14 protein-coding genes and 1 pseudogene are annotated in these 14,204 nt (G+C 57.1%); 14 read left to right on the top strand and 1 reads right to left on the bottom strand.

Annotated elements, in window-relative coordinates; genetic code table 11:
• Positions 1-56: 56 nt before the first annotated feature.
• The 12 genes and pseudogenes from AB1495_RS16050 to AB1495_RS15995 all read left to right on the top strand — a co-directional run.
• Positions 57-1,214 (top strand): C4-dicarboxylate TRAP transporter substrate-binding protein, encoded by a 1,158-nt coding sequence (locus tag AB1495_RS16050; RefSeq protein ID WP_074637531.1) that lies wholly within the window; start codon positions 57-59, stop codon positions 1,212-1,214.
• A 75-nt stretch (positions 1,215-1,289) separates the two neighbouring features.
• Positions 1,290-1,838 carry a TRAP transporter small permease gene (locus AB1495_RS16045; RefSeq protein WP_074637529.1) on the top strand — a complete coding sequence of 183 codons (549 nt, stop codon included), beginning with the start codon at positions 1,290-1,292 and terminating at the stop codon, positions 1,836-1,838.
• Entirely contained in the window at positions 1,831-3,135 is a 1,305-nt protein-coding gene (locus AB1495_RS16040; RefSeq protein ID WP_074637526.1) for a TRAP transporter large permease, read from the top strand. The genes AB1495_RS16045 and AB1495_RS16040 overlap by 8 nt, the downstream gene beginning before the upstream one ends.
• A gap of 234 nt (positions 3,136-3,369) precedes the next feature.
• Entirely contained in the window at positions 3,370-4,617 is a 1,248-nt protein-coding gene (locus AB1495_RS16035) for an acetyl-CoA C-acetyltransferase (protein ID WP_074637524.1), read from the top strand.
• 88 nt (positions 4,618-4,705) lie between these two features.
• Positions 4,706-5,467 carry an SDR family NAD(P)-dependent oxidoreductase gene (locus tag AB1495_RS16030; RefSeq protein WP_074637522.1) on the top strand — a complete coding sequence of 254 codons (762 nt, stop codon included), beginning with the start codon at positions 4,706-4,708 and terminating at the stop codon, positions 5,465-5,467.
• A gap of 21 nt (positions 5,468-5,488) precedes the next feature.
• Positions 5,489-6,268, top strand: coding sequence for an SDR family NAD(P)-dependent oxidoreductase (locus AB1495_RS16025; protein ID WP_074637521.1), 780 nt, complete (start codon positions 5,489-5,491; stop codon positions 6,266-6,268).
• Positions 6,269-6,374: 106 nt separating this feature from the next.
• Positions 6,375-7,199 carry an enoyl-CoA hydratase-related protein gene (locus tag AB1495_RS16020; RefSeq protein WP_074637519.1) on the top strand — a complete coding sequence of 275 codons (825 nt, stop codon included), beginning with the start codon at positions 6,375-6,377 and terminating at the stop codon, positions 7,197-7,199.
• A 51-nt stretch (positions 7,200-7,250) separates the two neighbouring features.
• Positions 7,251-8,408: an acyl-CoA dehydrogenase family protein gene (locus AB1495_RS16015; protein WP_208856550.1), complete on the top strand. Its 1,158-nt coding sequence runs from the start codon at positions 7,251-7,253 to the stop codon at positions 8,406-8,408.
• Between the two features lie 9 nt (positions 8,409-8,417).
• Positions 8,418-9,506 carry a CaiB/BaiF CoA-transferase family protein gene (locus AB1495_RS16010; protein WP_074637517.1) on the top strand — a complete coding sequence of 363 codons (1,089 nt, stop codon included), beginning with the start codon at positions 8,418-8,420 and terminating at the stop codon, positions 9,504-9,506.
• A 39-nt stretch (positions 9,507-9,545) separates the two neighbouring features.
• Entirely contained in the window at positions 9,546-10,316 is a 771-nt protein-coding gene (locus AB1495_RS16005; RefSeq protein ID WP_083350914.1) for an SDR family NAD(P)-dependent oxidoreductase, read from the top strand.
• Positions 10,317-10,491: 175 nt separating this feature from the next.
• Entirely contained in the window at positions 10,492-10,920 is a 429-nt protein-coding gene (locus AB1495_RS16000) for a phosphotransferase (RefSeq protein WP_244269053.1), read from the top strand.
• A pseudogene (locus tag AB1495_RS15995) lies at positions 10,854-11,498 on the top strand (phosphotransferase family protein); the annotation flags it as partial. The gene AB1495_RS16000 and the pseudogene AB1495_RS15995, both read left to right, overlap by 67 nt.
• A 182-nt stretch (positions 11,499-11,680) precedes the next feature.
• Here the strand turns inward: AB1495_RS15995 and AB1495_RS15990 are convergent.
• On the bottom strand, positions 11,681-12,319 hold the full coding sequence (locus AB1495_RS15990; protein WP_074637513.1) for a TetR/AcrR family transcriptional regulator: 639 nt from the start codon (positions 12,317-12,319) through the stop codon (positions 11,681-11,683).
• A gap of 70 nt (positions 12,320-12,389) precedes the next feature.
• Here AB1495_RS15990 and AB1495_RS15985 point away from each other — a divergent pair, with 70 nt between their 5' ends.
• Positions 12,390-13,436, top strand: a complete 1,047-nt coding sequence (locus AB1495_RS15985; protein WP_208856549.1) for a phosphotransferase family protein — start codon at positions 12,390-12,392, stop codon at positions 13,434-13,436.
• Between the two features lie 13 nt (positions 13,437-13,449).
• A complete protein-coding gene (locus AB1495_RS15980; RefSeq protein WP_074637511.1) occupies positions 13,450-14,184 on the top strand; it encodes an SDR family NAD(P)-dependent oxidoreductase in 735 nt (244 codons plus the stop codon).
• The last annotated feature ends 20 nt before the right edge of the window (positions 14,185-14,204 follow it).

Below are 14,204 nucleotides of genomic sequence, written 5' to 3'. Positions count from 1 at the left end.
CACCAACAAGTCGGGGGAAACCCGACGACTTACTGAAAATCAAAGGGAGAAGTTAAATGAAGTTTTCTAAGTTGTTCAAAAGCAGCGGGTCTGCTTTGGTTCTTGCAGCGGCATCAGTGGGCACATTCTCGACATCGGCCGAGGCACGCGATTTACGCTATGCGATTGGCTGGCCCCCGGGCGCGCTGCCGACAGAGGCGATCGAGACCTATGCTGATGCCGTAGAAGAGGCATCTGGCGGCGACGTCACGGTAAAGGTTTTCCCACTGTCTTTGCTTAACTTTCTGGAGTCGACATCGGGTGTGCGTGACGGGATTGCCGACATAACAACTGTTTTGACACCGTATTTCCTATCCGAGTTCCCCAACACAAACTTCGTGACCGAGCTGGCGAGCTTTAGTGAAGTGGTGGAAGGCGACCCTGATCGGATGGCCTTTGCTTTCACCGGCGCGATCATGGAATACGTCATGTTCAATTGTGGCGACTGCTTGAGCGAGTTTGCGGCTCAGAACCACGTTTACACAGCGGGTGCGGGGACACCCCCCTACATGCTGCAGTGCACAAAACCGGTCGTTTCGGCCGAGGATCTGAAGGGTGCTCGTATCCGCACACCAGGTGCCTTCTGGAGCCGCTGGATCGAAGCGATGGGGGCCACGCCCGTCTCCATTTCGATCAACGAGACTTTCGAGGCGCTGAACCAGGGCGTCATTGACTGTACTGCATCATCAGCTTCGGAGCTGACGAACTTCAGCTTTATTGATGTGGCGACAGACATCACGACAAACCTGCCGGGGTCTTCCTTTGTATCAGGTCTTACCAATGTGAATGCCGATACATGGGCTGGCCTTGATGACGCAGGCAGAACCGCGATGTTGAAAGGGTCTGCCGTCGTGGCGGCGGAAATGAACTGGGCCTATTATGGTGAGGCACGAGACAACATTGCCAAGGCCAAGGAACAGGGGATCACTTTCCACGAGGCAGAAGCAAGTCTGCGCACGCAAAGCGTCGAGTGGATCAACGAAGACATCTCGAACGTCGTTGACATCTACGCCGAGCGTGGCGTTACGGGCGGTGAAGAAAGTGTTTCGAAGGTGCGTGAGCTCATGACCAAATGGGTTGGTTTGGTGGAAGACGTGCAGGATGCTGATGCACTGTCCGATCTTTACTGGACCGAAGTACTGTCGAAGGTCGATGTATCGACCTACGGACAGTAAGCGATCTGCTGCACCGACGGTACGTTGTTTTCCGACGGTGCAGCAATCTTCATCCCACAGACAAGTGAGGCTCGAATGAAGCTTTTTCAACGCTTGCTTGAACCGTTGGTCTCGGTAATGGGACTGGTCGGCATCATCTGCGTAACACTCATGATGTTGCACATTACGACCGATGTAATTTTACGGTTTGTTTTTAATTCGCCGATCAGAGGTACGATCACCATCGTTTCCCATTATTACATGGTGATACTTGGCTTTTGTTCGCTGGCAGTGGCTGAATCGCGCGATGCCCATGTTTCTGTCGAAGTCTTCACCGAGCTGATGCCGCGCAATGTTCAAAGCGGGCTGGCCGCGATGGCCGCGTTTCTGGCTGCGATTGTTTTCGGATTCGTCACGGTTCGTACCTGGATAGAAGCCATTCACAAAATGGAAATCAGCGCGGCAATCCAGCAAGGGTCGCTGACCATCCCTGTCTGGCCCAGCTATTTTGCGCTGCCTTTGGGCTGCGGATTGATGGCTATAACCGCGCTTTGGCGTGCGCAGGCGATTGCCAGAGGCGCACAATCTACTTTTGGCCCTGACATGAATGGCGAATTGCCAGCGGAGGAGCTTGCAAATGGATGATATCGGTATTGGTCTCAGTGGCTTGGGGCTTTTGTTTGTCCTGATCGCCCTGCGCGTTCCTATCGGCGTTGCTTTGATCGGGGTAAGCTTCGGCGGGCTTTATGTTCTTTTGGGCTGGCGGGTTGCCTGGGGCGCGCTTGCGGTCATGCCCTATCAGTTTTCCGCAAACTGGGTGCTTAGCTCGGTTCCTATGTTTTTGCTCCTTGGGTTTATTTGTTATCATGCTGAGCTGACCCAAGGGATGTTCAGGGCCGCAAGGGTATGGACGTCTGCGCTGCCGGGTGGGCTTGCCATTGCGGCGGTCTTTGGTTCTGCAGGTTTTGCAGCAGTATGTGGGTCGTCGGTGGCTTGTGCCGCGGCAATGGGGCGTATTGCCGTGCCCGAGATGATGCGCGCGCGCTACAATGCCGAGCTTGCGACAGGCACAGTTGCCGTCGCGGGCACCATCGGAGCCTTGATCCCGCCCTCGATCATTTTGATTTTGTATGGGGTTATCGCACAGGTATCAGTGCCGCAATTGTTTCTGGGCGGCATCACAGCGGGGGTGATCTCGGCGATCGGTTACTGCGTGGTCATTCTGGTTCGTGTCAAAATTAATCCGGCTATGGCACCCGTAGGGGTTCGCGCCTCATGGGCAGAGCGTCTTTCGGCGCTCAAGGATACCTGGCCGATTGTCGTGGTCATGATCGGGATTTTTGGCGGGCTTTTCTCTGGTGCTTTCACTCCGACAGAGGCTGGCGCGATTGGCGCGTTCCTTTCATGTCTGGTGGGGCTGGCCCGCAGGACACTGGATTGGCGTCGCTTCCGGCTTGCCGTTGAGGAAACGATGATCACGACTGCCGCCTTGATCGTCATCGGCGTTGGCGCGACATTGCTAACAAGATTTCTGACCCTGTCAGGTGCCGGAGATTACCTGTCAGACTCCATCATCGGATTATCCGCCAATCCGGCCATGATCCTCTTTGGCATCATACTGGTCTATCTCATTCTTGGTATGTTTCTTGAGCCGATTGGCGCGATGCTGCTGACGATGCCGATTGTTCTGCCGATCGTGCAGGACGCGGACTGGTCACTGCTTTGGTTCGGGATCGTGCTCACCAAACTGTTGGAAATCGGGATGGTGACGCCCCCAATCGGGATGAATATTTTTGTCATCAAGGGTGTCGTCGGGAACATCGCCACAACAACCCAAATTTTCCGTGGCGTGATGTGGTTTATCCTTATGGATCTGCTGGTGCTGGCGGTGCTGGCAATCTGGCCTGAAATCACACTGTTCTTGCCCGAAATCATGAAGTGAGACGCACCGAGTTCCCTCGCAACACTTATTGTGTCGCCTCACTTTGTGGACGAGGCGGCGCTATAACTACCGGACTATTCGCGTAGTTAACTTAATTAACTACTTGACTAATTAACGTTGTGGTGAGATGCCTGCAGTGAATGAATTTAACTGTCGCTTTAGGCGGCGGTGAACTGGACAGCGAAGCAAACGGCAGGCGGCGCGCCAGCTGAACTTTAAAGAAGGAAACCCTCAATGGCTGAAGCATATATCATTGACGCTTGCCGCACCCCTCGCGGTGTTGGGAAGGTCGGGAAGGGCGCGCTCGCGCACCTGCATCCTCAACACTTGGGGGCCACTGTCCTAGCCGCGCTGCGGGATCGCAACGGTCTGAACACAGCTGATGTGGATGACATTATTTGGGGTACGAGTACGCAAAAAGACAAGCAGGGCGGCGACCTTGGTCGCATGGCGGCGCTGGATGCGGGCTATGACGTCAAAGCGTCAGGCGTCACGCTTGACCGTTTCTGCGGCTCCGGGATCACCACGGTTTCGCTGGCTGCAGCCCAGATCATGTCAGGGATGGAGGATGTCGTCATCGCGGGCGGTACCGAGATGATGAGCTATACCGGGCAGATCGCTGACCCGAAGAAACCCTTTATGATGGACGCGGGCAACCTGAGCCTGCGCGCAAAGCACCCGCAGACCCAGCAGGGCTGCAGTGCAGACGCCATCGCGACGATTGAAGGCATTGATCGCGCTGCAGCAGATCAGCTGGCCGTGGCGAGCCAAGAACGCGCTGCCAAAGCCATCGCCGAAGGTCGTTTCGACGGCTCTATCGTACCAGTGCGCGACCCCGAGACCGGCGAACTGGTTTTGGACAAGGAAGAATTCCCGCGTCCCGGCACCACGCTTGACTCTCTCTCAACCCTCAACACGGTTTTCGACAAGTTCATGGAGTTCCCGATTGACGACAAGGGGACAACCTACGGTGACATGATCTATGCCCGCTATCCTGAGTTGAAGGGGAAAATGCAGCACATTCACCATGCGGGGAATTCCTCTGGCGTTGTGGATGGCGCGGCGGCGCTTTTGCTGGCGTCCGAAGGCTATGTAAAAAAGACAGGCATGAAGCCGCGCGCGCGCATCGTGGCGACGGCGAACATTGGCGACGATCCAACGTTGATGTTGAACGCGCCTGTTCCGGCAGCGCGCAAGGTTCTGGAGAAAGCGGGTCTGACCACTGACGATATTGACGTTTATGAAATCAACGAAGCCTTTGCCGTGGTTGCGGAAAAGTTCATTCGGGATCTCAAGCTCGACCGTTCCAAGGTGAACATCAACGGCGGCGCGATGGCGCTCGGTCATCCTATCGGTGCGACCGGTTCCATTCTGATCGGTACTGCCTTGGATGAACTAGAGCGTTCTGGTGGTCGGTATGGCCTGATCACGATGTGTGCGGCCGGTGGCATGGCCCCCGCAATCATCATCGAGCGGGTGTAAGCCTTTATCCGTGCAGAGGGCTGGTCATGATCGCCCTCTGCAAATTTTGGCTCCCTCGAAACGAGACGACCCCAAGAAGAGACCTAGAATGACCCCACCCTTAAGTATCGACTTGAGCCAAAGCAGAGCGCTCGTCACAGGAGCATCTAGCGGCCTGGGCGCACATTTCGCTTCTGTTCTTGCGGCGCAAGGGGCTGATCTGGTTCTTGCAGCACGACGCACAGACAAGCTGGAGGAGGTCGCAGCGCCATTGCGTGCGATGGGGCGCGATGTCCAGGTTGTTCAAATGGATGTGGGCTCCCCCGAAGCGGTTCAGGCGGCGTTTGCGGATATGCCACCCTGTGACATCGTTATTAACAATTCGGGTATCGGTCAGAATTCTTGGCTTGCCGATATGGATGAAGACGAGTGGCAGCAGTTGATAGATGTCAACCTGAGCGGGGTCTGGCGTGTGTCCAAACAGGCTGTCGCGATGTTTCGCAAAGAGAAGACAGCCGGGGCCATCGTTAACATTGCGTCAATTACAGCATCGCGAACTGCGCTCAAATCAGGGGCGTATGCGGTAACCAAGGCCGGCGTTATTCATATGACCAAATCGCTTGCGATTGAGGTCGCGCGTGACGGCATTCGAGTCAATGCATTGGCACCGGGCTATTTCCAGACAGAGTTGAATGCGGATTTTCTGGGATCCGAAGCGGGGGACCGCATGGCTGCGCGCATTCCGCAACGCAGGTTTGGGGCTATGGAGGAATTGAATCTTCCATTGCTCATGCTGGCGGCCAGACAGAACAGCTACATGACCGGCGCGACCATAACCGTGGATGGCGGTCATAGCATCAATGCCCTTTGAGATAAATTACGGAGAACGCAAATGAAACTTGATAACTCAATCTCGGCAGTCATCACTGGGGGCGCCTCCGGTCTGGGGCTTGCCACAGCGCGTGCGTTGGCTTCACATGGCGTGAAGGTGGCCTTGTTTGACCTGAACGAGGAAGCGGGCCAGACCATTGCAGCTGAATTGGGCGGCGTGTTTTGCAAGGTGAACGTGGCGGACGAAGCCAGCGTCGACGCCGGTTTTGAAAAGGCGCGGGCGGCCAACGGTCAGGAACGTATCCTGATCAACTGCGCGGGCATCGGCAACGCGATCAAGACCGCTGGTCGGGATCGCAAAACTGGTGGGATTTCCCAGTTCCCCATTGCCGAATATCGCAAGGTTATCGAGGTGAACCAGATCGGTACCTTTATCTGTACCGTCAAGGCCGCCGCGGGTATGATGACCCTCGACCCAGAGGACGGAGAGCGTGGCGCGATCATCTCGACCGCTTCCGTTGCGGCAGAGGACGGTCAGGTCGGCCAAGTCGCATATTCGGCGTCGAAAGCGGCGATTGTTGGTATGACTTTGCCAATCGCCCGTGACCTTTCGGCCGAGCATATTCGCGTCAACACAATCCTGCCCGGTCTTTTCGAGACGCCGCTTTTGATGAGCCTGCCCGAAAACGTTCGGCAATCCTTGGGGGCGATGGTGCCCAACCCTGCTCGCCTTGGTAAGCCGGAAGAATATGCCTCTCTGGCTCTCGAAATGGTGCGCAATCCCTACCTGAACGGCGAAGACATTCGCTTGGATGGTGCTATCAGGATGGCACCGCGCTGATTGGCCGCTGTGACGTTGGGGGAGGGGGCGGTCCCTCCTGCCACATCACGGCACTGCAAAAGTCGACGTGGGAACCTGACTGCGCCGCGGGAAAATGGAGAATGGAATGACTGACGTAAAAACCAAAGATGCCAAGGATATCTGGGCGCGCGATTTCGACTATATCTCGGTCAAACGTGACGGCCATATCCTTGAAATTACGATCGATCGCGCGGATCGCTACAACGCCCTCCACGGCGGGGCGCATCAGGAATTGCACGATATCTTTGATGGATACGAGCAGGACCCGGATCTGTGGGTCGCCATCATCACCGGGGCCGGGGACAAAGCTTTTTGCTCGGGCAACGATCTGAAAGCCACAAGCGAAGGGCAGGATATTGAACCCGCCAGCAGCGGCTTTGGCGGTCTCACTGATCGCTGGGGCCGGGAAAAGCCGGTTATCGCGGCGGTGAATGGGGTGGCAATGGGCGGTGGATGCGAGATCGTTCTGGCATCCGATATTGCCGTGGCGGATGCCCATGCGAAATTCGCGCTGCCCGAGGTGAAGGTTGGCCTGTTCGCAGCGGCGGGTGGCGTGCAACGTCTCACGCGCCAGATTGGTCGTAAAGCCGCGATGGAGCTGATCCTGACAGGCCGTGCGATTACAGCCGACCGTGCCTGTGACCTAGGCATTATTAACCGCGTTGCAGGTGAAGGTGAAACGGCGATGGATATCGCACGTGAAATCGCCAAGGAAATCACAATGGTATCGCCGACTGCCGTCAGAGCGTCAAAGCGGGTGCTCAACGCCCTTGAAGAAGACATCGAGCGTCTGCCCGAAGCCTTCGCAGGCAACACGGCTGAATTTGACGTCGTGCTAAAATCCAACGACGGTAAAGAGGGCGTCAAAGCCTTTGTCGAAAAACGCGCGCCGAACTGGACAAATAGCTAAGCCGTTTGTCCCACCGATGCCCAGACCCATCAAAGCAACGAGGGATGTCCCATGATCAAAAGACGTATTTTTGAAGAAGAGCACGATATGTTTCGTGACAGTGTTCGCAAATGGATCGCGGCCGAAGTTGCCCCCCATGCCGAAAGCTGGCGTCAGAACAAGCACGTAAGCAAGGAAGCTTGGAAATCCGCAGGCGAAAACGGCTTTCTGGCGATGTTTGCCGATGAAAAATACGGCGGCATGGGCCTTGATGATTTCCGCTTTGACATGGTTCTCAACGAAGAACTGGGCAAGGTGGAAAGCTCTTTCTTCATCACGCTGCACAATCGTATCGTGGCGCCCTATCTGCAAAAGTTCGGCACTGACGATCAGCGCGACCGGTACATGCCGGGGATCGTTTCGGGCGAAACCATTCTTGCGATCGGCATGACCGAACCGGGATGCGGCTCGGATCTTGCGGCGATCAAAACCCGCGCCGAAAGGCAGGGGAACCATTGGGTCATCAACGGGTCAAAAACCTACATCTCAAACGGTCAGATTGCTGGCCTCTACTTGATCGCTGCGAAAACCGACCCCGATAACCCGCGCTCTATCGGGCTGTTCTGGGTTCAAGAGGGGGCAGAAGGCTTCTCCAAGGGTCAGAACCTCAAGAAGATGGGGCTGCAAGCGCAGGATACGTCCGAGCTGTTCTTTGATAACGTCAAAGTGCCGGCATCGGATCTGGTTGGCGATGGGACAGATGGTTTCAAATTGATGATGACCAATCTGGCCGAAGAACGGCTGGTGGGGGCGGACGGTTATCTGGCGCGTGCGGAACGTGCGTTCGAGATCACGATGGAGTTCATCAAAGAGCGCAAGGCCTTCGGAAAACCGGTCGGCACCTTCCAGAACAGCCGCTTTGTCATGGCTGATGCGCGCACCAAACTCGATGTCGGCTGGGCCTACCTCGATCACTGTGCGATGGCCCATATAGATGGGGAATGCACTGCGGAAATGGCGGCGCAAGCCAAGTTGTTCACATCGGAGATCGAAGGCGAAATCATTGATGCCTGCCTGCAGTTACATGGCGGTGCTGGATATATGGAAGAGTATGAAATCTCTCGGCTTTATGTCGATGCGCGGATCAGCCGTATCTATGCTGGCACGTCCGAGATCATGCGTGAAATCATCGGTCGCGGCCTTGGGCTGGATGATCGTCAAAAAGGCTGAGGGTTAGTTATGTCGGGACCACTGAAAGGCCTGGAAGTCATCGAAATGGCCGGGATCGGTCCCGGCCCTTTGGCGGGGCAGTTGCTGGCCGATCTGGGCGCGGATGTGATCGTCATCGACCGCGCCGAAGCGCCAGCTGACAAAACCGATGTGAACCGGCGCGGCAAGCGGTCCGTCTTTTTGGATCTGAAGTCTGAAGAGGGGCGCAGTACCGCGCAGGCGCTGATCAATCGGGCTGGTATCGTCATCGAAGGTTTCCGGCCCGGCGTGATGGAACGGTTGGGGCTCGGGCCAGATGACCTTGACGAGACGGTGATTTTTGGCCGGATCACGGGCTGGGGGCAGGACGGACCGCTGAGCCAATCGGCGGGGCATGACATCAACTATCTTGGCCTGACGGGTGCTCTGGCTGCAATGGGCACGGTTGATAACCCGCCGCCGCCGCCGTTGAATCTGGTCGCGGACTATGGCGGGGGCACGATGTTCCTGCTGCTTGGCATCCTTGCCGCCGTGTTCGAGCGGCAGACATCCGGCAAAGGTCAGGTGGTCGATGCGGCAATGCTTGATGGCGTAAGCGCGATGATGGGGCTTTTCCACACCTTCAAAGCGCGCGGCGCGTGGAGCGAAAACCGCGCGTCCAACCTGCTGGACGGGGGTGCCCCTTTCTATCGCTGCTATCGGACCAAGGACGATCTGTTCATGTCCGTCGGCCCGCTAGAGCCTCAGTTTTTTGCCCTGCTGCTGGAGAAGGCCGGGCTGCCCGCCGAGCATAGCGTGGATCAAAACGACCCTGCCACCTGGGCCGAGCGTGCCGAGCTTTACGCACAGGCTTTCGCAAGCAAGACACAGGCGGAGTGGTCCGGCATCTTTAGTGGGACCGATGCCTGTGTGGCCCCCGTGCTGAGCATGGATGAAGCGGCATCCCATCCTCATATGGCCGCGCGTCAAACGCTGGTCGAGGTGGATGGCGTTTTGCAGGCCGCTCCTGCGCCGCGTTTTTCGCGCAGCAAACCGACAGGGATCAATACACCGAAGGCAATGGGCGGGGACACTGCGGCGATCCGCCGAGCGCTGCATGAGGCTCCGAAGTCCGAATGAACATCGCGGCGGGAAACCCTTGCCGCATGGAGGTTGCACATGTTTGATCTGACAGGAAAAACCGCCTTGATCACCGGTGGCAACAGCGGAATTGGACTGGGCATGGCCGAGGGCCTCGCCAAATGCGGCTGCGGTGTCGCCATTTGGGGCAGGAACGCCGAAAAGAACGCTCAAGCGTTAGAAAACCTGTCGACCCATGGCACAAAGGTCAGCGCATATATCTGCGATGTGACCCGTTCAGAGGCCGTGAACGACGCATTCGCCGCCATTCTGAACGACCATGGTCGCGTCGATGGCTGCTTTGCCAATGCCGGATTTTCCACGCCCAATTCGGGCTTTGACCAATCCGAGGATGCGCATTGGCAGCAAATGATCGATATCAACCTTAATGGTGCCTATTACGTCCTACGTGTGGCGGCCGCCCATATGCGGGAGCGTGCCGAAGGCGGGGACAGGTTCGGACGTTTGGTCGGCACCTCCAGTATCGGTGCCTTGAACGGCATGCCCCGCAATCAGCATTATGCGGCTGCCAAGGGCGCATTGATCTCGATGATCCGATCGCTGGCGGTGGAATATGCCCGATACGGTGTGACCGCCCACAGCATTCTGCCGGGGTTTGTCGAAACACCGCTGACGGACGAAAGCTTTGCCTCGCAGGCGTTCGCCGACAAGGTGCTGCCCAGAATTCCTGCAAGGCGTCTGGGGCAGGGGTCGGACTTCAGCGCGATTGCGGCCTATATCATGAGCGATGCCAGCGCATGGCATACCGCTCAGGATTTCATCATAGACGGCGGGTATATGGTGTTTTGAACTGGCGTCATGGGCGTAAAGAACAACGAATAGAATTCGATCTACATCAAAAGCCCAAACCGGTGCCGTAATGTCATATCTGTGGATCGGCCAATTCGACCGCATTGCCGGTAGCATAAAGACAGAACGACGGGATTTTGGGATATGGGGGCGCGTATGGACACGGTAGCAAAGGGTGCAATGGATTTCGAGCCGGAAGCGCTTGCCGATTTCCTTGCTGAAACTTTCGGAGGCAAGGCTCCGGTCACGATCGAGCGGATTGCGGGCGGGCTCGAACCCGACGTATTTTGTCACCCGCGGGGACGTACGGCTGGTCTTGCGCAAACAACCGGGCGGCCCGATTTTGCGGGGGGCCCATGCCATTGATCGCGAGTACCGCGTGCTCGAGGCGCTGCACCCCCAAGGCGTCCCGGTGGCGCGTCCGATCCTGTATCATGCGGACCCTGATCTTTTGGGCACCCCGTTTTATCTGATGGAGCGGATCGAAGGGCGGGTTTTTGCGGAAGGTGCCTTGGCGGCGGCAGACAAAAAGAACGCCATGCCTTGTGGATGGGTTTGGCCGACGCGATGGCCGCCATGCACAACGTCCGCCCCGAAGCGGTAGGGCTGGAGGATTTTGGCAAACCTGGAAATTACTTTGCCCGGCAAATCGCGCGCTGGTCACGACAGTGGGAAGAAAGCCAGAGCGACCCGATCCCGGAGCTGGATGAATTGTCGGCCTGGCTTGTCGAACATCAACCGCAGGATGACGGACGGGTGAGCCTCGCTCACGGGGACTACCGGATGGGGAACGTCATTTTTCATCCGACCGAACCGCGTGTGGAAGCCATTCTGGATTGGGAGCTTTCTACGCTGGGGCATCCGCTTGCCGATCTTGGCTATTGCTGCATGGCCTGGCACACGGCACCCGAAGAATACGGCGGACTCCTAGGGCTGGACCTCGCGGCAGAAAACCTGCCGACCGAAGAGGCATTCGTTGAGCGCTACATGTCACACTGCCCCGACCTGCCACCGCTGACCTCGTTTCACAAGGCTTTCGCGTTGTTCCGGTTTTCTGTCATCTGGGTGGGCATCGCCGACCGCGTGCGTGCGGGCAATGCCGCGGGCGCGGGCGGCGCGGACCCCGTACATCTTGCCAGATGTTTCGCGAGACGTGGTTTGGAAGTGATCGAGCGCGGCTGACGAGAACTCCATTAGGGGGCTGATGGCCAGCCCCCAATCTTAACGAGACATCTCGAACCTGACCGCTATATGTCTCTGGCACTTTCGGTGGCGGGGACTTCGTGCGCTTTGACATCTTTGATACGTGTCAACGCACTCGGGTCGGAAAACCCGTGCCATGCTATCTACATTGCTTGCAAGGATCACTCCATCTCAAGCATCCATGTGACTGTGGCGGCGAAATGCGCCAGCGTTGATGCGTCGCTCCAAGTGGCGTGGGCGCGGCTCGTGTCACCCAGTCTTGTCTCACGCGCGCTGAGCACTCCGCCCAGATAGGATTCCAGAAATATAAATCGCTGATTTTGTATGGTCCGGCTTTGCGACGGCATCAACATACGCAGATGTTCCAGGCAACGCTGATAGCCTGAGTTCCAGCGGCCCTCTAGGGCGTCATCGAAGAGGGTCCTGTGGGACATGGTGAGCATGTGGAGAAAGCGGTTGTATGTGTCCGTTTCACCATCTGCGGCTAAGTTGACAGAAGGATAGATAAGAATATCCACGATCTGCGAAATCCGCGTGGGGCCGCCGTCTGCTTCCAGAGCATCAAGCTGGGCGTTTCGGCGTGCACCGATAACCTTTGCACCGTCCACGATAAGTTCGCGGATCAGCGCCTCCTTCGAGCCGAAGTGATACCCCACAGCGGCGGGGTTCTTTTGGCCAGCAGCTTTGGCGATGTCACGCACTGTAACGCCATCAATGCCCCGATTGGCAAAGAGGCGCTGTGCCTCGCCCTTGAGCCGTTCAACCGATGGGCTGGGCACCTTTGAAGACAGTCTGGTCATATCACGATCCTCTAGAGCACAGAAAATTATGGGTTGCAATAATTCAAATGATTAATACAAATGAATTATGATGAATCAAGCAAACATAGAAACGATCCCGGTCGACCAGCAAGCGCTCACAGCGTGGATGGACGATATCGGGTTGGAACGCGGCCCGCTGAGCAATCTGCAGCTTCTTGCAGGCGGGACGCAGAACATCTTGCTGCGCTTTGACCGGGGCGGCAGAGAGTTCGTGCTGCGCAGGCCGCCGCTTCATCTGCGCAAGAATTCCAATGAGACGATGAAGCGCGAGGCGCGTATTCTGGAAGCGCTTAGCGCGACTGACGTGCCACACCCCAGGTTCATCGCAGGTTGTGACGATGAAGCCGTGCTTGGTGCCTGCTTTTATCTTATGGCTCCGGTTGAGGGCTTTAATCCTGCAAACGGATTGCCGCAGCTTCACGCCAACGACCCGGCGATCCGCGCGCGCATGGGGTATTCCTATATCGAAGGGATGGCCGCACTCGGGGCGGTTGACTACAAGGCGGTAGGCTTGGAAGGATTTGGCAAGCCCGACGGGTTTCTGCAACGGCAGACAGGCCGGTGGATGAGCCAGCTGGAAGGCTACGCCGCTTTCGACGAATGGACAGGCTTCAAAGAACTGCCTGATGTCGAAAGGATTGTCTCCTGGCTTGAGGATAATCTCCCCCAAGATTTTACGAGCGGAATTTTTCATGGTGACTGCCATTTGGCAAACACGATGTTTGCCCCTGACAGTCCCAAGCTCGTCGCCTTTGTCGATTGGGAGCTGGCCACGATTGGCGATCCCTTGATCGACCTTGGCTGGGTCATGGCCACATGGGCCGATGAACATACGCCCGTGGTGGGCGATATCGAACCCTGGGATGGTTTCCCGAGCCTCAATGAACTTATTGCACATTACGACAGGCATTCGACACGCAGTTTGGATGCGGTCGCCTGGTATGGGGTGCTGGCCTGTTTCAAGCTGGGGACACTTCTGGAGGGGACCCATGCTCGCGCAAGCGCTGGCAAGGCACCAAAGGAAACCGGCGATCATCTGCATGCGATGACGATTTCATTGTTCAATCGCGCCCACCGATTGATCGCGAAGAACTGAGAAGGAAACTGTTATGAATGATTTGGACTTTTCGGGAAAGCGGGTGCTGGTCGTCGGCGGTTCTAGCGGGATCGGCAACGGCATAGCCCGTGGCTTTAGCGCGCGCGGGGCAGAGGTGCATGTCTGGGGCACGCGCGCTTCGGCAGCGGATTACGCGGGCCAAGAAGGCTCTGATCTGGCAGGGCTGCATTATGCGCAGGTCAATGTGGCGGACTTCGACGAGTTAAGCGCTTATGCGCCGCCCTTCGACAGTCTGGATGTGCTCGTCCAGTCCCAGGGCTTTGTCCGGTATAAGCAGGCGGAATATGCTAAGAAAGGCTGGGACGAGGTGATGGATATCAACATCAACTCGGTCATGCATACGGCGACCAAGTTCAAGCCCATGCTCAGCGCGGCCAAAGGCGCCATCGTGATTGTCAGTTCGGTCTCTGGTTTGCAGGCGAATATCGGCAACCCCGCCTATGCCGCTTCCAAGGCTGCCGCAATCAGCCTTACCAAAACGCTCGGCCAGTCCTGGGCGCGTGACGGGATCAGGGTGAACGGACTGGCCCCCGGACTGGTACCAACCAAGCTGACTGCCGTCACCACACAGAACAAGGAGCGCGCGGAAGCCTCTTTGCGCGCAATCCCGGTGCGCCGCTTGGGCACGCCGGAAGAAATGGCCGGTGCCGCCATGTTCCTTGCCTCGCCGCTCGCCTCCTATGTGCAGGGCCACACTCTCATCGCTGATGGCGGTCTCACGCTGTAACAAGCGATCCAGAACAATTT

Origin of the sequence: Sulfitobacter pontiacus, from assembly GCF_040790665.1 — a bacterium.
GTDB lineage: Bacteria > Pseudomonadota > Alphaproteobacteria > Rhodobacterales > Rhodobacteraceae > Sulfitobacter > Sulfitobacter pontiacus.
This window is presented reverse-complemented; position numbering and strand designations above follow the sequence as displayed.

Coding starts and splice junctions, on each gene's coding strand:
- AB1495_RS16030 (WP_074637522.1), top strand. CDS start 4,706: ATGACCCCACCCTTAAGTATCGACTTGAGCCAAAGCAGAGCGCTCGTC.
- AB1495_RS16045 (WP_074637529.1), top strand. CDS start 1,290: ATGAAGCTTTTTCAACGCTTGCTTGAACCGTTGGTCTCGGTAATGGGA.
- AB1495_RS16040 (WP_074637526.1), top strand. CDS start 1,831: ATGGATGATATCGGTATTGGTCTCAGTGGCTTGGGGCTTTTGTTTGTC.
- AB1495_RS15985 (WP_208856549.1), top strand. CDS start 12,390: ATGAATCAAGCAAACATAGAAACGATCCCGGTCGACCAGCAAGCGCTC.
- AB1495_RS16050 (WP_074637531.1), top strand. CDS start 57: ATGAAGTTTTCTAAGTTGTTCAAAAGCAGCGGGTCTGCTTTGGTTCTT.
- AB1495_RS16025 (WP_074637521.1), top strand. CDS start 5,489: ATGAAACTTGATAACTCAATCTCGGCAGTCATCACTGGGGGCGCCTCC.
- AB1495_RS16035 (WP_074637524.1), top strand. CDS start 3,370: ATGGCTGAAGCATATATCATTGACGCTTGCCGCACCCCTCGCGGTGTT.
- AB1495_RS16020 (WP_074637519.1), top strand. CDS start 6,375: ATGACTGACGTAAAAACCAAAGATGCCAAGGATATCTGGGCGCGCGAT.
- AB1495_RS16015 (WP_208856550.1), top strand. CDS start 7,251: ATGATCAAAAGACGTATTTTTGAAGAAGAGCACGATATGTTTCGTGAC.
- AB1495_RS15990 (WP_074637513.1), bottom strand. CDS start 12,319: ATGACCAGACTGTCTTCAAAGGTGCCCAGCCCATCGGTTGAACGGCTC.
- AB1495_RS15980 (WP_074637511.1), top strand. CDS start 13,450: ATGAATGATTTGGACTTTTCGGGAAAGCGGGTGCTGGTCGTCGGCGGT.
- AB1495_RS16005 (WP_083350914.1), top strand. CDS start 9,546: ATGTTTGATCTGACAGGAAAAACCGCCTTGATCACCGGTGGCAACAGC.
- AB1495_RS16010 (WP_074637517.1), top strand. CDS start 8,418: ATGTCGGGACCACTGAAAGGCCTGGAAGTCATCGAAATGGCCGGGATC.